13 protein-coding genes are annotated in these 20,606 nt (G+C 45.9%); 6 read left to right on the top strand and 7 right to left on the bottom strand.

Annotated elements, in window-relative coordinates:
• Positions 1-79 precede the first annotated feature (79 nt).
• The 5 genes from H3S82_RS09325 (at position 80) to leuA (ending at position 7,787) form a co-directional block, all read left to right on the top strand.
• Positions 80-1,141 carry a small ribosomal subunit Rsm22 family protein gene (locus tag H3S82_RS09325; RefSeq protein ID WP_198224135.1) on the top strand — a complete coding sequence of 354 codons (1,062 nt, stop codon included), beginning with the start codon at positions 80-82 and terminating at the stop codon, positions 1,139-1,141.
• A 901-nt stretch (positions 1,142-2,042) separates the two neighbouring features.
• The gene (locus tag H3S82_RS09320; protein ID WP_246785261.1) at positions 2,043-4,223 is read left to right on the top strand and encodes an anthranilate synthase; all 2,181 of its coding nucleotides are present in this window, start codon (positions 2,043-2,045) and stop codon (positions 4,221-4,223) included.
• Complete coding sequence (locus H3S82_RS09315; protein ID WP_370541284.1) at positions 4,223-5,131, top strand: cation diffusion facilitator family transporter; 909 nt, start codon at positions 4,223-4,225, stop codon at positions 5,129-5,131. The genes H3S82_RS09320 and H3S82_RS09315 overlap by 1 nt, the downstream gene beginning before the upstream one ends.
• A gap of 8 nt (positions 5,132-5,139) precedes the next feature.
• Complete coding sequence (locus H3S82_RS09310) at positions 5,140-5,715, top strand: NUDIX hydrolase (RefSeq protein WP_198233194.1); 576 nt, start codon at positions 5,140-5,142, stop codon at positions 5,713-5,715.
• Between the two features lie 374 nt (positions 5,716-6,089).
• On the top strand, positions 6,090-7,787 hold the full coding sequence (leuA, locus tag H3S82_RS09305; RefSeq protein WP_198233195.1) for a 2-isopropylmalate synthase: 1,698 nt from the start codon (positions 6,090-6,092) through the stop codon (positions 7,785-7,787).
• A gap of 188 nt (positions 7,788-7,975) precedes the next feature.
• Here the strand turns inward: leuA and H3S82_RS09300 are convergent, their stop codons facing one another.
• The 3 genes from H3S82_RS09300 to H3S82_RS09290 form a co-directional block, all read right to left on the bottom strand.
• Complete coding sequence (locus H3S82_RS09300) at positions 7,976-8,332, bottom strand: hypothetical protein (RefSeq protein ID WP_198233196.1); 357 nt, start codon at positions 8,330-8,332, stop codon at positions 7,976-7,978.
• A gap of 302 nt (positions 8,333-8,634) precedes the next feature.
• Complete coding sequence (locus H3S82_RS09295; RefSeq protein ID WP_198233197.1) at positions 8,635-9,540, bottom strand: metallophosphoesterase; 906 nt, start codon at positions 9,538-9,540, stop codon at positions 8,635-8,637.
• A gap of 1,750 nt (positions 9,541-11,290) precedes the next feature.
• Positions 11,291-12,010: an OmpW family protein gene (locus H3S82_RS09290; RefSeq protein ID WP_149867454.1), complete on the bottom strand. Its 720-nt coding sequence runs from the start codon at positions 12,008-12,010 to the stop codon at positions 11,291-11,293.
• A 608-nt stretch (positions 12,011-12,618) separates the two neighbouring features.
• Here H3S82_RS09290 and H3S82_RS09285 point away from each other — a divergent pair.
• Positions 12,619-13,200, top strand: a complete 582-nt coding sequence (locus H3S82_RS09285; protein WP_370541259.1) for a GNAT family N-acetyltransferase — start codon at positions 12,619-12,621, stop codon at positions 13,198-13,200.
• Positions 13,201-13,537: 337 nt separating this feature from the next.
• On the opposite strand, the gene H3S82_RS09280 is transcribed toward H3S82_RS09285, so the two are convergent.
• Genes H3S82_RS09280 through H3S82_RS09265 form a run of 4 tightly spaced genes read right to left on the bottom strand, consistent with a single transcriptional unit; the run spans position 13,538 to position 20,516 of the window.
• Positions 13,538-15,664, bottom strand: a complete 2,127-nt coding sequence (locus H3S82_RS09280; protein WP_198233198.1) for a glutamine amidotransferase — start codon at positions 15,662-15,664, stop codon at positions 13,538-13,540.
• 2 nt (positions 15,665-15,666) lie between these two features.
• Positions 15,667-18,495 carry a DUF4159 domain-containing protein gene (locus H3S82_RS09275; RefSeq protein WP_198233199.1) on the bottom strand — a complete coding sequence of 943 codons (2,829 nt, stop codon included), beginning with the start codon at positions 18,493-18,495 and terminating at the stop codon, positions 15,667-15,669.
• Between the two features lie 3 nt (positions 18,496-18,498).
• Positions 18,499-19,404 carry a DUF58 domain-containing protein gene (locus tag H3S82_RS09270; protein WP_198233200.1) on the bottom strand — a complete coding sequence of 302 codons (906 nt, stop codon included), beginning with the start codon at positions 19,402-19,404 and terminating at the stop codon, positions 18,499-18,501.
• A 29-nt stretch (positions 19,405-19,433) separates the two neighbouring features.
• Positions 19,434-20,516: a MoxR family ATPase gene (locus H3S82_RS09265; RefSeq protein ID WP_198233201.1), complete on the bottom strand. Its 1,083-nt coding sequence runs from the start codon at positions 20,514-20,516 to the stop codon at positions 19,434-19,436.
• Between the last annotated feature and the right edge of the window lie 90 nt (positions 20,517-20,606).

The raw sequence follows: 20,606 nt of genomic DNA, 5'->3' as shown, positions 1-20,606 counted from the left end.
TTAAGGATGGGGTTAGACTATTTCAACAAAGAATGAAATAAGGTTCACAAGAAAAGCCTTTTATTTACGGAATCCTATCATGCAACTTCCTGCCAATTTGAGAAGCGCACTCGACGAGCTTTTCGAACAGACAAATCCGTCCGAACTCGAAAAAGCGTCAAACCGGCTCACCCGACGGTATCGCGATGAAGTGCTGGACGGGAAAATGCATATAAGCGATAAAAATGCGGCTCTCGGCTATATTGCAGCGCGCTTTCCGGCAACCTATGGCGCGGTTTATTCCGCACTTGATGAAGTGGCTGATATATGCCCTTCCTTTTTGCCGTCTAGCCAGCTTGATGTCGGAGCGGGGCCGGGGACTGCCGTTTTTGCCGCAAGCCGAATTTTTCCTTCTCTTGAAAAGGCAATGCTTGTCGAGCAAAGCAATGACATTATCGCTATTGGCAAGCAATTGTTTTCCCGTTTGATTGACGAAGAAGAACCCGAGATTTCCGCCGGACAATCCGACGAATTGTCCCGCGGAGCTTCTTCTGAAAACGATTGTCAAACCACCTTTTCAACCAATTGGCAAAAAGCCGATATTTCCACGCTTTCCGGTGAAAAATTGCCGAAAGCCGATCTTGTCACGGCAAGTTACGTACTCGACGAGCTTCAAGAAAAAACACAGGATTTTCTTGTCGACAGACTTTGGGAAAAAACTGTTGGTGTGCTTTTGCTGGTCGAACCCGGAACGCCTGCCGGTTTTAAAAGGCTGATGCGTCAACGCCAAAGATTACTCGAACAATCTGCCCATATCCTCGCTCCCTGTCCGCATGAATTGACCTGTCCGGTTCAATCTCCCGACTGGTGCCATTTCTCTGTCAGGGTTGAACGTTCGCGCATGCACAAGCTAGCCAAACAGGCAGTTGTTCCCTTTGAAGACGAGAAGTATTGTTATCTTGCCGTGTCAGAAAAAAAGCCGGATGTGCAATATTGTCGCATCCTTTCGCGTCCACAACGTTCAAGCGGAAGAATAAATATTTCGCTTTGCTTGCCTAATGGCGAAAAAAACACTGAAATCTCAACGAAAAAGAACAAGAAATTATATAGCCTGATGAGGCGTGTGGAATGGGGATCTAAAGTTGAAAATACAAAACCTTAGGTTGTGAAAAATTGTTGACTATTTTAGGCCCTAATCTATATTCAAACTCACCGCACTAAAGAACCCACGTTCTGGTTGTGTTGGTTACAGGTGTTTAGGTCCCCCGCTATTTCCTACACCTGTGTCCCCCCTTTCTTAAGAGGGGGAGAAAAGTCCGGGTTCCCAATGCCCGGACTTTTCTTTTTTTGTAAATAGACTTTGCACTTTATTGCTTTGATCGGCATGTATTTATTCAATCTTTATTTGGTAAAAAGCCTCGTTTTTTTGTGAAGAAATATTTCAAGAGCGGTTTTTCTTCTTCATTTCGGAAATCGGCAAGAGAGAACCAATAACTTAAAAAGGTGGGCTTTGACCTGATTGTTGGAAGCAAGTCTTCTCACTGAAGCCTATCCCGATCTATGAGTGGTTTTGTTGGTTCAAAATCCGGTTCAGGTTGTCGATTGACGGGCGAAAAAAGCCGGATTTTCAGGAAAAAGCATTTCCGTCAGCACAGAAGAAAAGTCTGAGACGTTTAGCCAATGAAATGATTGTTCAAAGGGCGGGTGAATAAACCCGATAGTGTCGGACAAACATCGGCAGTTCAGGGCAATTTTAATAATTTCATTATCGGGAAGAGCGCTACCGGTCAAAAATTAGCTCATCCTCTATTCTTGACAAAAAGAGGTTAAAGCTCATCTCTTTTTCATTATTGCTGTTTTCTGTTGCTATAGAATATCGGACAGGTTAAAAGGATTTCCATGAACAATAAACGTACATTCATGATCTGGTGGTGGGGTTGCTTTTAGCGGCCTCAGCTTGTTTGTGCACAAAATTCAGGACAAGGTCGCGACGGAAAACCGGGCGGCCTTTTTTATATACTCCGTTCCGGTGGTGACCTTCAAAACAGGACGGAGTTTTAAATATGGAAAAGAACATGGCTGTTGAAAAAGCTTTTGAATACCGCACGAAAGGGAACATAAAAGTTAGCCGTTCTTGCGAGAATATTGCCTATGAAAGTGCAATCGACAAAATGGTTGATGCACTTGATAGCCACCGTGGGGCAATTTTTTCATCGAATTATGAATATCCGGGGCGCTATACGCGGTGGGATTCCGGCATTATCGACCCGCCAATTGCCATTACTTCGCGCGGGCGCCACATGAAAATCGAGGCGCTCAACGAGCGCGGTCAAATCATCCTTGATATGATCGAGCCACGCCTTGAAATTCTTGACGCGGTGGAAGCAACAGAGCGCACCTCCAACAAATTGGCAATTACGGTCAAAAAACCGGGTCGTGTCTTCAGCGAGGAAGAACGCTCCCGTATGCCATCGGTTTTTTCTCTGTTGCGGGCTATTTGCGATATTTTCCATTCGACAGAAGACCAGAGTCTCGGCCTTTACGGTGCTTTCGGCTATGACCTTGCGTTCCAGTTCGAGCCCATCGAGTTTAAAATAAAACGTCCTGACGACCAGCGGGATATGGTGCTTTATCTGCCGGATTCCATTCTCATTGTCGACCATTATTCGGCGCGCGCATGGATAGAGAATTACGAATTTTCCGAAGAGAAAAAAACAACTAAAGGTTTAATTCGTCATACCGAAGAAAAGCCGTTTAAAGCCGCCAAAGCCGTTCCGCAAAAAGGCGATCATGAAAAGGGCGAATATGCCGCTTTGGTGAGGGAAGCCAAAGAAAGTTTCAAGCGCGGCGACCTCTTCGAGGTGGTGCCGGGGCAAACTTTCTATGAAGCTTGTCCGGCAAGTCCTTCGGCAATCAGCAGAAGATTGAAACTTACCAATCCGTCTCCCTATTCTTTCTTTATAAATCTCGGAGAACAGGAATATCTCGTTGGCGCTTCGCCTGAAATGTATGTTCGGGTGACCGGAAGGCGGGTTGAAACCTGCCCGATTTCCGGAACAATCAAACGTGGGCAGGATGCCATTGCCGATTCCGAACAGATATTGGCTTTGCTCAATTCCAAAAAGGATGAGTCGGAATTGACCATGTGCTCGGATGTTGACCGTAATGACAAAAGCCGTGTTTGCGAACCGGGTTCGGTGAGGGTCATCGGGCGCCGGCAAATTGAAATGTATTCGCGCCTTATTCACACGGTTGATCACATTGAGGGGCGCCTGCAGAACGGGCTTGATGCGTTCGATGCTTTTTTGTCCCATGCATGGGCTGTGACTGTAACCGGTGCACCGAAATTGTGGGCTATGCGTTTTATCGAAAACCATGAAAGAAGTGCGCGTGCATGGTATGCGGGTGCTATCGGCATGATTTTCTTTAATGGCGACATGAATACGGGCCTCACTCTTCGCACCGTGCGCATCAAGGATGGTGTGGCATCGGTCAGAGCAGGCGCAACATTACTTTATGATTCCATTCCGGAAGAGGAAGAAAAAGAGACAGAGCTCAAAGCGTCTGCCATGATTGCCGCTATCCGTGACAGTGCCAAACCGTTACCGAAAGCGGTAAGGCAGGAGAAAGAAAAACCCGGAACGGGAGTTAATATCCTGCTTGTCGACCATGAAGATTCATTTGTGCACACGCTTGCCAATTATTTCCGTGAAACGGGCGCGAAAGTGACAACAGTGAGAAGTCCGGTTGATGAGAAAGTGTTTGAAACGGTCAATCCCGATCTTGTTGTTTTGTCACCGGGACCGGGAACACCGAAAGATTTCAATTGTGAAGACACAATCAATAAAGCAAGGGCGCGTAAAATTCCGATTTTCGGCGTTTGTCTGGGGCTGCAAGCACTGACAGAAGCTTTCGGCGGCAGCCTTCGGGTGCTTGATCAACCGATGCATGGCAAACCGTCGCGCATTCATATTACCGGCAAAACCCTGCTGTTTAAGGATTTGCCGAAAGAAATAACGGTTGGCCGCTATCATTCGATTTTTGCCGACCCGAGCCGCTTGCCTTCCGAATTTAACGTGACAGCAGAAACCGCAGATGGTGTTATTATGGCAATCGAACATAAAAGCCAGCCGATTGCTGCTGTCCAATTCCATCCCGAATCAATTATGAGCCTCGGTGGAAATGTCGGAATGGCAATCATTGAAAATGTTGTTTCAAGACTAATTAAGAAGGCATGGCAATGATAGATGCGAATTCAAGGCTGAAACAATTGGCAATATGGTCTATCCCTGTTGCCATTGTTGTTTTTGCGCTCAAATATTTCGCTTATTATATCACCGGCTCGGTGGCTCTTTATTCCGATGCACTGGAGTCGATTGTCAATGTCATTGCGGCAATTGCTGCTTATGTTGCCATCCTTATCAGCATGAAACCGGCCGATAACGATCACCCCTTCGGCCATACCAAGGCAGAATATTTTTCGGCAATTCTTGAAGGGGCGATGATTTTTGTCGCCGCCATCATGATCTTGCATGAATCATGGCCATTGCTTACCTCGACCCATTTGCCTGAACAACCGGGCTACGGGCTCGCAATCAACCTCCTTGCCAGTGTCATTAATGCAATCTGGGCTTTGGTTTTAATAAAACAGGGCAGAATTTCCCATTCTCCGGCATTGAAAGCCGACGGTATGCATTTGATGACCGACGTTTTTACCTCTTTTGGTGTGCTTGCCGGTCTTCTTGCCGCAATCTTGAGCGGTTGGGCCATTCTTGACCCTGTGCTTGCCATTATTGTGGCCTTGAACATTCTCTGGCAAGGCTGGAAGGTTATCAATAATTCGGTACAGGGCTTGATGGATGTCGGTGTCGAGCTTGAAGAGACAATGCGCATAAGGGACATTATTTCAAGCCATGCAGCCGGTGCTATTGAAGCGCATGATTTGCGCACACGTGTGGCGGGTCAAGTAACCTTTATCGAATTCCATCTGGTGGTTCCTTCCAAAATGACGGTGGGAGATGCCCATGATATATGCAACAGAATAGAAGATGCTCTGAAACAAGAAATCGAAAAGGCACGTATTGTCATTCATATCGAACCGGAAGAGGAAGCAAAACTGCCAAAGGGAACCACTGCCGTTCCCATTGCATGAGGAGCATTATGTTAAAAATCAGAAATTTGAAAGAAACTGTATTATCCGACCATTGGACAAAACTGACAGCCGTTTCCTATGAGCAGCAAGATGCCGCAGGCGAATGGAGAACAGTAAAGCGTGAAACCTACCATAATCGCAATGGAGCTGCCGTTTTGCCTTATGACGAGGAAAGAAAAACAGTGCTTTTTGTCAAGCAGTTTCGTGCACCTGTCTATCTTGCATCCGGTTCCATGTATGTGCTGGAAGCTTGTGCCGGCCACATAGAAAAAGACGAATCGGCCGATGAAACCATGCTGCGCGAGGCAAAAGAGGAATTAGGCTACCAGATCCATAATCTCGAACTGGTTTTTAAAGGTTTCACAACCCCGGGATTTTCAACCGAGCAGCTTTGGCTTTATCTTGCCCGCTATCGCCCGCAAGACCACCGTTTTTCGGGCGGAGGGCTCGCCAATGAAGGAGAAAATCTCGATATTGTTGAAATGAGTGTTGAAGAGGCAATCAAGCTTAACGAAAAAGGACAAATCAATGACATGAAGACAGCTCTGTTGATTAACGAGCTCAGTCACCGATTGAAATTGTGAACCGTGCCTATTGAATTGCAAGACTTGAATTTTAGGTCTCAATCGCGAAAAGCATGGCCTTGAGTGGCAAGAAGCGCAATTTTGAACACGAACCGGTGAAGCTTTGATAAAACGGGTTGCACTTGAAAAAAAGCTATGTCATATTTTCGCTCATGAAAAATTATGGCGCACAAAAATTGTCGGATTTTGACCGCATTAGCGATGCGGGCTTTTGTGCTTTGCCTTCAAATTTGCTTCTTCTCGGGCTTATGAGCGACTGCCGGGGCCGGTGAGGGGCGCCCGGCGGTCGTTACCTGCCGGCGTAAATGCTCCTCTTCAACAATCTTCCTTTTAAAATATCAACCGGTTACCGGTGTTTCAGAAGAGCATAAACTATGAGTATTTCCCCGAATTTTTCACAAAAAGGCATGCCGACAGCATCGCAAAAATATCAACCTTACCCGCAAGTGACATTGAAAGACCGCACATGGCCTGACAAACGCATCGAAAAAGCGCCAATCTGGTGTTCTGTCGATCTGCGTGATGGCAATCAGGCTTTGATCGACCCTATGGGGCAAGACCGTAAAGAACGCATGTTCCGCCTGCTTTTGGAAATGGGCTTTCCGGAAATCGAAATCGGTTTTCCATCGGCTTCGCAAACCGATTTCGACTTCGCGCGCTGGTGTATCGAACATGGCAATGTTCCTGAAAATGTAAGCTTGCAGGTTCTGGTACAATGCCGTCCGGAATTGATTACCCGTACATTCGAGGCGCTCGAAGGAGCCAGCCACCCGATTGTGCATTTTTACAATTCAACGAGTGAATTGCAGCGGCGGGTTGTGTTCGGAAAAGATGTTCAAGGCGTTAAAAAAATTGCGACCGATGCTGCAAAAATGGTCATGGATATGGCCGCCAAAGCCGGTAAACATTATCGTTTCGAGTATTCACCGGAGAGTTTTACCGGTACCGAGCTTGAAGTTGCACTGGAAATTTCGAATGCCGTCATCGAAATTGTCAATCCGACGCCCGACAATAAAATGATTTTGAATTTGCCTTCTACGGTTGAAATGTCCACTCCCAATATCTATGCCGATGAAATCGAATGGATGGGGAGAAATATTGATCGGCGTGATAGTGTGCTGATTTCTCTGCACCCGCATAATGACCGTGGTTGCGGCATTGCGGCCACCGAACTGGGCCTGCTCGCCGGTGCCGACCGTGTTGAAGGGACACTGTTCGGAAATGGCGAACGCACTGGTAATGTAGACGTTGTTGCTCTGGCGTTGAATATGTTTACCCAAGGGGTTGACCCGAAACTTGATTGCTCGAATATCGAGAAAATCAAGGAAGTTTATGAATATTGTAACCAGCTTAGAATTCCGGAACGCCACCCTTATGTTGGTGAATTGGTTTATACCGCTTTTTCGGGTTCGCATCAGGATGCGATCAATAAGGGCATGAAGGCAATGAAAAAGTCCAACAAGACTTTGTGGGAAGTGCCTTATCTGCCGATTGATCCGCAAGATGTCGGCAGAAGCTATGAAGCCATTATCCGCATCAATTCGCAATCGGGCAAAGGTGGCATTGCCTATATTCTGCAATCGGATTACGGTCTGAACCTGCCGCGCGCTTTGCAAATCGAATTTCGCGATGTTATCCAGCATATTACCGATGAAGAAGGCAAAGAATTGCCGTCGAAGCGGATTTATGACGAATTCGTCAAGACTTATGTCAAACAGAACCATGGCCGTTTCGGCTTTGTCGACTATAAAACCAAAGCAGATCCGAAGGAAAAAGGCCGCATTGATGTGACGGCAACAATTACCGATCATGGAAAAGAAAAAACCATCAAGGGAAGCGGTACCGGTCTGGTGGACGGCTTTATTGATGCTTTTTCCAAATATCTTGATAAAAAGCTTTCGGTTGTTGACTATTCGGAACATTCTTTGCAACGCGGTTCGGATGCAAAAGCCATTTGTTATATGGAAATAGCCTATCCGGAAGGCAAAATATTCGGCGTTGCTATTGATGAAAACATTACGACAGCCTCGCTCGATGCTATCGTTTCAGCGGTTAACCGGTTGAAACTCTAATGTTTTACGGGCGGCAATAAACACATCATGTCTTGACCTTGCCGCCCGTTAAGCTCTCGAACCCGGCTAAATTCTCGAAAATCGTGATAACGCGAGAATAGTAACCGTCCTTTGACAAATTGCCAACGGAAGTTTGAAATCGCCAGCGGAAGTTTGAATAGTCTCGTCAAAAAACCATTCCGGAACGCTTATGTAGCGTGTAGTCTTCCTACTACTTCATAAAGATTAAGCCGTCTCACCACTTCAAAATGCTTATATAGCTTCTCCGCCAGGTCAAAACGGTTATATCGTCTCATGGCTTCAAAACGGCTTATGTAGCCCTTTGAATAGGGGAGCAAATCACGCTTTTTATTCGCCACGAAAAACAGGGCGTCCGAAATAAGAAAGATAATGAAAAACGATCGGCGCAATTGCGCCTCACTGGTGTGACGAAACAATTGCCACAAAAAGTCCGGAAAAATAGGGGATTTCAGTGAGCCACGCGAAATATCTATTAACAACATGGCAATCGATAGACATGAAAGCCAAGCGATAATTATCATCAAGGCCAACGCTTTGTTTTATGTGGATTTTTCGTCTTTTCTTGGGGAAAAATTTTGCTCCAAAATATCGATGTTCCGTCTATTTTTCATGAGTTTTGTGAGCATATGAAATCCAACTCACAATAGGAATATTCGCGGTCAAGCAAACCCGATTCATGCCGCGTTATTATTGGTTAAAACGCGGGCATTATTTTAAATGTTGGCATTATCTTAAACGCCGGCATTATTTTAAATCCGCTCTGTGCCAGCTCGTTACAGGAAAATTGCTGTCAGGCCTTTTGCCCGAATGCACTAAATTGAATGCACTAAAAAAGCGTGATTTTTTCGGTGCAGTGGATTTCGTTTTCTTTATTGACGATTGTATAGCGTTCAAGCCCGCAATGCCAGCTTTCGCAATCACCATCAATTGTAAACCAGTTGTAATTGGCAGGAGGCTTTTTGCCGCCAAAGGCTTGCGAGGCAGAAGCAACACCAACAACCGGAACGTCACGTTCTTTCCCTTCAATATGTTCAAGAGAGGGAACATGGGTATGTCCATGGAGAATAAGTTCGGCACCATATTGTTTGATGACGCGCTGGAAACGTTCAATGCCCCATAATTTTTTATGCCAATAAGTTGCATTTTTATAGGGCGGGTGGTGAATCATCACCATTCTGAAAAGATTGCGTTCTTTGGCTTCACGTAAAAGATCAGCCAGATGATAGGCCTGAGCGCTATCAAAACGTCCGGTTGCGAAAAAAGGCGGTGTGGCAATGGCTGAAGAAACCGCGATAATAGCCACCTGATCACGAACACGCATATAGGGAAAAACGGCACTCCATGCATGGGCTTCTTCGCTGGTAATCCACGGGCGAAAGGTTTTGCAAGCTTTTCTGAAAGCACCCCCCACATAGGCGTCGTGATTGCCGAAGGTCAGCGAAATATCGCTTGCAGGGCCTTGCGCCACAAGCCAATCTTTTGCAGCAGCAAATTCTTTCGGCAAAGAGAGATTGACGAGATCTCCGGAAATAACGAGGTGGTCAGCCTGTTTTTCTTTGATACTTTCCATCAAAGCATCAAGTGTTTGCCGTCCCATTTCACCGGTACGGTTTTTCTTCCAGTTAATATAACCGGTTAAACGCTTTCCTATGAGCTCGAAAAAACGAGGGTCTGGAAGCGGCGACAAATGAATGTCGGATATGTGAGCCAAGTGAAACATTCCACTGAACATAGCGAGACAATAAAAATAGGCAACAAAAAAACAACAACGGTCCGGAAAGAAAAGATTATAAAGACAAAGATGGCAAATAAACGTGGAGAATAGCTTGTAAAGCTATAAATAGCAGCAAAAAGAGACAGTTATTTACCTGAAATCCTTGAAAGATAACAAAATACCAAACTGCAACCGGATTTGAGTTTTTTAAAAAGAGACGGTCTTCGTGCATATTGGCAGCAACGGGATTTTAGTAAATAGTTGCAACGCGTTTGAAGGAGCCGCAAAGCCCTTAACTTTTTTTAAGCTCAAGAATTTATGTTTCAGAACTGCAGGCACATTTCCGGAAGGTCGAGCGAGCCAGTCTCTCTGCGTTTAAAAGAGGCGAACAAACAAAACCGCAACCGGATTTTATTTTTGAAACAACCGGTTTTTGAACTTAACGGCGGCAGTGGGAATGGGGAAACTTTCAACACTTTTGAAAGAGCCTCGAAGGTTTTGTAAACAAATATATCAATTGCCATAATCATGTCGAAAAACCGGCATGGCGAAAGACATCCGGTTTTGCAGACAAAAAATTTTATCGAAAATAGACTTGTTTTATAAAGGCTGTGGCCGGTTCAGGTTTTGGTCACTGAATTTTTTGGCGAAAGACGGTTCATTTTATCGTCGTGTTTAATGGCGCGGCGATTTAACTCCACGTCAATAGATATTCACTGTTAAAAGGGATACCGTCCTTCAAAAGATTAAAAATGCCCTTTAGGCTTTGATAATGCATTGCAATATTGTGCGTTTTCATTTGAATTTTTGAACCGGAGCATGATCAACTTCCTTGAAGGCCAAATTGATGCGATAACCGGAAAGATGAGGTTAAAATACATTTGTGTAAATAAATGCATTATTGATTTGGCAGAAGAGATGAGAATGAACGACGATAATAGGATATGCTAGCGAAAGAGCAAGCCTGATAAAAAGCAACGTATAAAAAAGCCAGCCTATTAAAAAAGTCTGCTTATAAAAAAATCCAGCTCATTAAAAACCAGCCAATAAAAAGCAGTATCAACAAAATTCATCAGCTTGTTGATGAATGGACAAACTTGTTTCTCGGAAAAACGCATAAATTATTTGGGGAAGAGCATGACATCGGCAATAGAGCGAACAGTTCTATTAAATAACCGGCATTTTTTAAAAAATAACGCATTCAGGAAATAGCCGGTTGGACATTTTTAATGGAAAAATTGAATGTTTTCCCACAAAAAATGGAGTTCTTCCGGCTAACCGGAAGCGTAATTGCTGTGTCTTCAGGGGGAGGGCAATTAAGCGGAGATTGTTTGTTGACGGAGGAAATAGTTTTCAGTGAAAGCTGTTCTAAACGCCCTCCATGAAATATCAGCCATTCCAATTTCCCGATTTCCAAAAAAGCGGATGCCGAGATTTTCAACGGGAAATTTTATCGAACAAAGTGAAGCTTGCCAAAGCTTGCAAATAAAACGTCTCCCTTTGGCAAAGCAGCTTTTTTGTAACGTTTAAGAGAAAAGTTAGTCGGAAATTGTCGCCGATTTCGCAGAAGAGAACGATTTCTCCACGGAGGTCGATTTCGCCACTGAGGTTGATTGTTCCACAGCGATCGGTTTCGTCACAGAGGTCGATTTTTCGGAAAGCGTGATCAAAAATAAAGCAGGTACAAAAAAAGGACGCTCAATAGCGTCCTTTTTTGTGAAAAGTAAACCAAGCCCCCTCAATTTACTTTATCAAGCCCCCGCCTTTGTTAGAAGCGATAGGTTACACCAGCGCCGATCAGCCAAGGATCAAGCTTTGCTTTACCGCTGATGTGTTCATCCATTTTCAAAGCACCGGCTGTAGCAGCGTTCAACTTGCCGTCGAAATCCGGACGGAGATAAAGTTTCTTCACGTCGAAGTTGAAGCCCCAGTGTTGGTCAAGCATGTAGTCGAAACCAACTTGAAGAGCGCCGCCCCATGTGTTGTCGATGTCGAGGTCTTTCAAACCAACGCCGGCTGAATTGTGGTCAGCATCTTCGTTGTAGAAGATTGTGTAGTTAACACCACCACCGATATATGGCTTGAATGCGCCGAAATTGGTGAAGTGGTATTGAAGAGTAAGGGTCGGAGGCAAAATCCATGTTTTACCAAGCTTACCAGCACCTGCAGCGTGCAATGTACCCTGACCGTCAATTGACGAATAGGTTGTACCCAAAATCAATTCGGCAGCGATGTTGTTGGTGAAGTAGTAGGTGATATCGAGTTCAGGAATGACTGTGCTCGAGAAGTCAAGGTCAGAACCATGGATCTGGTTAACATGGCCTTTGTCACGCGGTACAACGCCGAGAGCGCGAACGCGGATCTGCCAAGGGCTCTGGGCTTCCTGAACAACAGGCTTTGCACTCTGAACATCGGCAGCCGAAGCTGAACCTGAGAAGCTGAGTGCTGCTGCGATGGCAACGATACTGCTACCGATCAATTTCTTCATATCTATGTCTCCTAAAAAGCGGTGCATGTTTCACAACTGTAATTTGTATCTGTTCAAACCTATTTAAGCGGAAATATCCATTGATTTGAATCAAACAATCGTCTTTTTGCCGCTTTATCGCCTTGTTTGACATGCAACTGTATCATAATTGCAACAAAAAATCGGGGCTGTGGAAAAATACCAATGAATTCAACTGGAAATATTAACTCATCATTAACTAAGATCGAATCATTTCGCGGCAATTTTGTTATTGTTACAATCGAATATCTCGATTTATTCCTGATAAAATTGCCGGTTGGAAATTTCTATCAGCGACAAAACTGTCAATCCGAAATATAGATGCCTATAAATGAGATTGATTTCATGTTTTTTTCTCGCTAACTATTTCAATGTTGAAAAGGGATCGAAGATTGTTTCGAACTTTATTGACAATCGCTAGAGGCTCGAAAGCTCGGGTCAAGAGAAGCGCCATTCACAGCCATTCATAAGAATGCCCATCGGAATAGTAGACGAACATGTGTTATGCAAATCAACGACGATGAACTGCCGGAGTTTTGGTATTTTTAACCGTTGATTTTGTTTGTCTTATTTTTCTTTCGGGTCATCTCATGGAAAAAAATTCTGCTGCAAAAGAATTGTTGTCTCATTCTGACGACGCAAAAGCTCCTGAATTGTCGAAAAGCGATGTCACCATAATGGCAGAGACATCGGAACATGAAAAATTCATCGAAGAGTTGAACAGAGAGGCTTTTGGTCCCGCCCGTTTTACGCGTGCCGCTCATCTTATTCGCGAAAAAGGCGGCCATGACAAAAGTCTTTCTTTTGTTCTTTTATTGGATGGCGATCTTGTCGGTACAGTCCGCATGACGCCGATTGTCGTGGGCAATGCCAATGGCTATCTCCTCGGGCCGATTGTTATATCGCCCAAGACAAAAAGTCTTGGACTTGGAAGTTTGTTAATGCGGCACACAATAGAGCAGGCAAAAGAAAAGCATGTTTCCTTTATTCTTCTTGTCGGAGATGAACCTTATTATCGCCGTTTCGGATTTTTTAAAGTAGCTTACGGGAAAATGACTATGCCTGCGCCGGTTAATCCGGAACGGCTCTTGGCGTTGGAACTGTCCGAGGGAGCAATGGACGAAGCGACAGGTCTTGTTCTCAACAAAAACCAGTCCAAAAGGCAAGCTTGATTTTATGTTTGAAAAATCGGGGTGGAATGGTTCGGCACCCCGTTGTTTTTCGCTTGATCCCCGACAGGCAATTAACCGATTGCATTCAGCTTATCTGAACAGTCAGCTTTTCGTATGCTTGTGTCGTATTTTCATATGATTGAAGAGAGGCGGGCTGGTACCGGAATTTCAATCATTTTATATTGGACAGGCATTTTATATCGGACAAATTATCATTGCCGATATGGTCGAATGAACCAAATTCATCAATAAATAGTTTGATATTTATCAATTAATAAGCAAGCATTTGCTATTTTGAAACTCATTATTCTGAAGTTTGCGAAGGTCGTTTTTTAATTTAACGACCTTCTCTATACCAAAGGCTCGCGAGTAGAAAGAGTGAAACGACAAGGGCGAGAACACCATTGAAAAGAGGAAGGGCAAATGTGTTGACCAGTCTCGTTTCAGTAGCTTCGTTAAGGACAATGTGGTTCCGGTTTTTAACGGCATCACTGTTTTGCCCTTTTTGAACGTCGATTGAAGGAAGTTCGATTTTATCACCCTGCTTTTGATGCAAGCGGACAATTGCTCCGCCTGTTTTATTGGCGAGCGGGCGAAGTTTTTCATCTGTCGAAATCAATTCGGCATATTCGGGCGAATTGATGGGGCCGATATGTGTGAGAGCTTCCTTATCTCCGTTCGTTACTTTAAAAAGGCCGATTTCGTCGGTATCGAGACTGGCTTCAAAGACACCCGGTTCTTGTTTTTGCAAAGTGACATCGCTTGTTTTCCCTGACGGAAAATGAACAGTGGCAATGTCGGGTTGATCAGCCATGGTCTGGCGGCGAATGGTAAGACGATTACCTTCACCGGAGGCTGTCAATGCTTCTTCTTCAAGCTCCGGTTCTTTCATGAGCCAATGGGCCATGCGGCGGTAGAGGGCTGCATAGGGGCCTCCGCCTTCAAAACCGCGCGCCCATAACCAGCCTTCGTCAGAAAGCAACATACCAACGCGGCCTTTATCCATATGGGATAACAACATAAGTGGGCGGTTATCAGCGCCATTCATGACAACAGTGCTATTCGAGGTATCCTGAACGGCTATCTGACGGAGCCATTTTCCCCAATTTCCCGCTACCGTTTCCCGCTTTGTATTTTCTTCATCTTTTTCTGTCACATGGGTCAGCCCACGGGTCACAGGGTGGCGCATTCCGGCTTTGGTAATTGACGGAGTGAACGGTTTTTCAATGACCTCGCCACTTGGCAAAGCCGGTAAAACACTTATGAGGGGTGTTTCAGCAAGTGTATTTTCACCAGCAAATTCAGGCCCCGTTGCCATCAATAATGCACCGCCGTTTTTCACATATTGCGCTACATAGTCGTAATAGATCAATGGCAATACATTATAGTGCTGATAGCGATCGAAAATGACGAGATCAAAGTCGTTAATCTTGTTGACGAAAAGATCGGTCGTCGGAAAGACAATCAGTGAAAGCTGGCTGAGCGGTGTATTGTCGGCTTTCTCGGGAGGGCGAAGAATTGTAAAGTGGACAAGGTCGATACCGGGATCGCTTTTCAAAAGGTCACGCCACGTCCGTTCCCCGTTGTGCGGTTCGCCTGATACGAGGAGAACGCGCAAATTTTCACGTATACCCTCGACAATGGTGACAGCAGTGTTATTGACCGTGGTCAACTCCCCATCAAGAGGAGAGGTTGTCACTTCGATAATGTTTTTGCCCGCATGGGGAAGAGTGATTTCCGTTTCGATTTCCCGATTTGTGTCTTCGCTCACATGATAGACAACATTACCGTTGACCTTGAGCTCGACAAGCGCTTTATCGGCAGAAGCGGGTACTTTGCCTTTGTCAGCTATTTCAAACCGTATTTTAAAAGGCTTGTTGGTAATTCCGAAACGTGGCGGATCAACAAATTTTATTTGACGGTCATATTCGTCCGGTTCACCGGTCAGCAATGTATTGACAGGTTTTTCTCCGGCTGTATTGGAAGAGGCCAGATCGACATCATGAACCTGACCGTCTGTCACCAGAATTGTGCCGGCATAACGGGCAGGCGGAACATCGGAAATGGCTTCATTCAAGGGCGTGAATAATTTTGTTTCGCTGCCATTATTCGAATTGGATACGGCTTTGGCATCAATGAAACGGGGTTCGAATTCGGGATGTTTGGAAAGCTCGGTTTTTAATGCAGCTATTGCATCCTGACTGTCTTTTGAACGGGTACCGAAATTCTGGCTCTGGCTTTTGTCTAAAACAATACCGACAACGCTTTTTAGCGGCTCTGTTTGTTCCTCGATCATGACAGGGTCGAGAAGTGCAAGTGACAGGGCTGCCAAAGCACAAGCCCGTAAAGCCGCACCTCTTTTACGCAGAATAAGTGCGGCAGCAACCAACAAAAATGCAAGGCCGATCAAAGTCAGGCTGATTGGCCAGGAAAGAAGAGGTTCGAATGCAAGAGACTGCTTCATCGTTATTTCTCCTGCCCCAAACGTTCGAGAAGTGCCGGTACATGGACCTGATCGGCTTTGTAATTTCCGGTGAGAATATACATAACAATATTGAGACCACCACGAAAAGCCCAGACCCGTTGCATGTCATCATCGGGAACAAGGGGATATTTCCATGAACCTTTGCCATCATGCGCCCATGCACCGGCAAAGTCGTTGGCGGTGATAAGAATAGAGCTTACACCATCGCCTGCATGGATCGGGCGCTTGTCATTGCCGCCCAGAGCCGATGATAAAATCCACAATGGCGAGCCTCTGTAACGGCCGGGAAAATCGGGCATAATGTAAAATGATCGTGCAATCACATGGTCGGGCGGCACCTCTTCGAGTGCAGGAATATTGAGGCCGGAGAGAATATCGCGCAAGCGCTGGTTATTCGCCGTGGTTTTACCATTCAAATCCATGCCCGATTCAATCTGGTCCTGGGTGTCGAAAAGAACCGTCCCGCCTTCACTCATATAAGCGTTGATTTTGTCAATCGCGGCTTTGGAAGGCATCGGCGATTTTGCGTCGATCGGCCAATAGATCAAAGGATAAAATGCAAGCTCATCTTGCTCGAGATCAAGTCCTGCAACCGGACCGGGGTCGATTGTGGTGCGGGTCAGCAAAAATTGGCTCAAGGCTTCAAGCCCGTTTTTGCTCGTATCGTCAATATCATCAAGGCCGGTTATTACATAAGCCAAACGGGTTTTGCCCGCCGATTGCACCATAGCAGCGTCATTAGCCGAAAGTTTTTCGGCAAAAGCAGAGTTTGGTGTGCCCATTTGCCCGAGAATGAAAGCACCGGTAAAACATAAGCCCAACATTAAAAATGAGTTTTTCCGTAAAAACCGCTTTTGACTGGCGAATAACCCGCCGGAACAGAGCGTGATAAATGTATCAAGTGCAAAAAGCATGATGGCAAATGCCAGAAAAAGCCCGCCCAGATGCTTTTCAACATCGCCCGAATAGTCCATGAGATGAACTTTACCGGAAAAAATTTCGCTATTTAAAGGTGCAAAACTGTCTTCTTTATCAAGGAGATTAACCGCATAAAGATTATTTTTCTGGCCATAAAATCCGGGTGGATGATTAAACGAAGGAAGAGCTTCGGTTTTTTCATTCAAGCTGAGTGGTGCAACTGTCGAAGGAGCAGGTACGAGAGAGCCATCAATATCGATAACCTGCCACGGTTCGCGAACAATATTTTCCTTGCCCTTGGAGAGGAATTGTACATTTTGTGCGAGCTCTCCTGTTTGAACCAGTTTTTGCATCATCTCGACAAAAAAACCTGAAAGCGGCAAGGTTGACCATGTCGGACCGGCCGAGGTGTGAATGAAGACCAACATGCCTTTACCACGTGCCCGCGCAGTGACAAGCGGTGTGCCATCAGCAAGACTTAACCATGTATGATCAAAAAGTTCGGGGTTCGGCTCGGCAAGAATTTGCCGTGAAACAGTGACATCTTCCGGATAGGCAAGATCGGAAAAAATGCCTGTTTTCGGTAAAGGCGCAAGTTTTTGCGGTGTTGCCCAAGACATGACGCCGCCTAATTGACGTTCTCCATGACGCAATTTAACCGGTAGAAGTATGTCTTCATTATCGTTACTGGCAAGATTGGGACCGGCAAAGCGGATAAGCGTACCACCCTGTTCGACAAAATGGTTGAGTTGTTGCTGTGAAACCTCGGGCATATTGACGACATCATCCAGAATGATCGTCGAAGGATGACCGAAGCTTATCAATGTTTCGATTGCCTGTTCGAATGATTGACCTTTTGTGGTTAAAACATCGGCCCGGCCATAAAGGGCCTTTTCAATATAATAGAAGGGGGAAAGCAGGGGTTCAGCCAATTCGCGCGCAGAAGGCGAAACCAACCCCACCCGATAAATATGATTTCTTGCATCGGAAAGATATGTGGCTGCAACGTCATGCTGGCCGTTTACTTTGACAGCCGCAATATCATTCTTCATTTCAATGGGTAAATTGAAAGCCGATACGGTAGAGGTTTCCCCGTCTTCGAAACGGGTTTCGGTTTCGGCAATCATCCGTCCCTCACCGTCATAGGCTCCCAGAGACAGAATTTTTTCACCATCTCCTTTGGCACGGATAAGATCAACGGCAAGTGCACCATTATCGTTTTTGGTTGAAGTGATGCCAACAAGATCGGATATATCGCGCTCGTAAACCAGAATATCGCGATCAGCGAGCTTCATGAGCGGGTTGAAGGCTCCATCATCTTCGACCATTTGCAAGCCGTCGGACAGATAGACAATATCGGCTTTTTCGCCTTTCAGCGCAGCCGCCAGTTTATGAATGACAGAACGGCGATGCGTGGGCAAAGAAAGCGGGCGCATTGTATGAACGAGCTTTTCTGCCTCGTTACTGTTTAATGCACGGATGTCCTGATTGTCATTGTCGGCTGTTGCCGCAATATAGATTGTTTTCTTCGCTTTTTCTGCCTGATTGACGAGATCAAGCGCAATATCAACCCGCTTGTCCCAGTCATGAACCGAAGCCCAGCCATTATCAATGACAAGAGCAAGGGGAGCATTGCCTGTCAAAACGGTTGTGGCAGGCCGCCAAATCGGGTCAGCCAAAGCGAAAATGACCAGTGCGACCATAAGAAGGCGCAAAACCAGCAACCACCATGGTGTCCGGTTCGGCGTTTCCTCATGATTGGCAATTTTCAACAAAAGCCGCAAAGGCGGAAAAATTTCACGTGTCGGAGCAGGTGGCGTGACATGCAAAAGCCACCAGATAGCCGGTAGCGCAATCAGAAAAAGCAGGAGAAAAGGTGCAGCAAACCCCATAACTTATCCTCTCCTGTAGCCCGACGCCTGACCGACCATCGCGGCAAGTGCCAGTATAACTCTACTCATTTTCTTGTCTGTCGGCGCAATATGGTAGCTTGAACCGGAAATTTTGGCAAAATCCGCAAGGCTTTGGCGGCGTGCTTTATAAAGGCGCAGATAAGCATCGTGAAATGTTTCGGAGCGTCCGGCAAGATAATGTTGACGGGTTTCCGGATCAACAAATTCCACCCGTCCATGATAGGGAAAACGTTCCTCTGCAGGGTCACAAATTTCAACAAAATGTTGAGTGACATTGGCACTTGTCAGGGACGCAAATTTTTTGCGGATTTCTTCCGGATCATCAAGAAAATCACTCAATATAATCATATGGGAATGGTGATTTATATCCAGAAAATGACCATATTCATAAGGCTCTTTAAGAGCTCTAAAATTCAAAGCCATTTCTTCGGCGGCATTGCGTGAACTTGTTGGTGCCATAAGCCCGGGTACAGCAACACGCTCTCCCGAACGGGCAAACAAGTCACAAAGTGTGAGCGCCATGAGCATGGCATAGCTATCTTTGGCGATAGGGGAAAACCGCGATTGATAGTGCATGGATGCCGATTGGTCGGGGAGTATCCAGACAGTCTGGGCCGCAGCCCATTCACGATCACGAAGATAGATATGGTCATCACGAGCAGAGCGGCGCCAATCAATACGCGAAACCGGCTCGCCCTCCACATAGGGACGGAATTGCCAGAAATTGTCGCCGGTTCCGCGTTTGCGACGGCCGTGAAAACCACTGACAAGTGTATTGGCAATATGCCGCGCTTCGATGAGAAGGTCAGGCAATTTGGCCGACTGGATGCGTGCTTTCGCCGCAAGGTCATTCGGTGTTTCTGCAACTATGTCACGAGCAATCGCCATTATCTGTTTTCGCCGTCTCTCTTTTCCGGTTAGTCAATCTTGTCGACAAGATTGTTGATGACTTCAAAAATCGTAATCCCGTCTGCTCGTGCTGTGAAGTTTAATGCCATGCGGTGCTGTAAAACGGGAATTGCCAAAGCTTTGACATCATCAACAGACGGTGCAAGCCGCCCCTGATAGAGAGCACGTGCCCTTGTACATAAGGAAAGCGCTTGCGAGGCACGCGGTCCCGGTCCCCAGGCAATATGTTTTTTGGCATGCTCGTTGTCGGCATCGGGGCGGGCGGAGCGCACCAGTTTTAAAATGGCATTGACGACTTTTTCGGAAATCGGCATTTGCCGCACCATTTCCTGAATGGCCTTGAGTTTTTCCCCGTCGAGAACCGGTTTTATGGTTTCTTCCTTATTTCCTGTTGTCTCAATAATAATACGCCGTTCGGTGTCAACATCCGGATAATCGACATTGATTTGCATGAGAAAGCGGTCAAGCTGGGCCTCCGGAAGCGGGTAGGTTCCTTCCTGTTCAAGCGGGTTTTGCGTTGCAAGCACATGAAAAGGACTCGGCAAATCATATTCTTCGCCGGCAACAGTGACATGGTATTCCTGCATCGCCTGCAAAAGTGCCGATTGGGTTCTCGGCGAAGCACGGTTGATTTCGTCAGCCATCAGAAGCTGGGTAAAAACCGGTCCTTTGATGTAACGGAAAGCGCGCTTGCCGTTTTTGTCGGTATCCATAACTTCGGAACCGATAATATCGGACGGCATCAAATCGGGGGTAAACTGGATGCGTTTCTGGTCAAGTCCGAGAACTGTTCCCAATGTTTCGACAAGGCGGGTTTTGGCCAGTCCCGGAACGCCGACAAGCAGTGCATGCCCACCGGAGAGAATGGTGATAATGCTGTTTTCAACCACATTGCTTTGGCCGAAGACAATCTTGTCAATTGTGGTGCGCAAAGTGTCGAACGTTTTTTTGATTGTGTCAAAATCGGCAATAATTTCAGCGGGGTCATTTTTGGCTGCTTTTTCGGGAGCCGATTTACTGGGCGACTTGCGGGTGGATGCGCCGGTTGTTGTTTTTTTGGGCTCGGATGGTTTTTTAGAAGCGCTTCGCATGGCTTTTCCCCAGAACTTTTCTCTTGCATAACCGTTTGGAATTGACGGTGATAAAATTTGTCACCACCTTCATCTCTGAACAATGACTAT

Origin of the sequence: Bartonella sp. M0192 (assembly GCF_016102305.1) — a bacterium.
In the GTDB taxonomy this organism is placed as follows: Bacteria; Pseudomonadota; Alphaproteobacteria; order Rhizobiales; family Rhizobiaceae; genus Bartonella; species Bartonella apihabitans.
The sequence above is the reverse complement of the archived record's forward strand: the minus strand, read 5'-3'. Positions and strand labels throughout refer to the sequence as shown.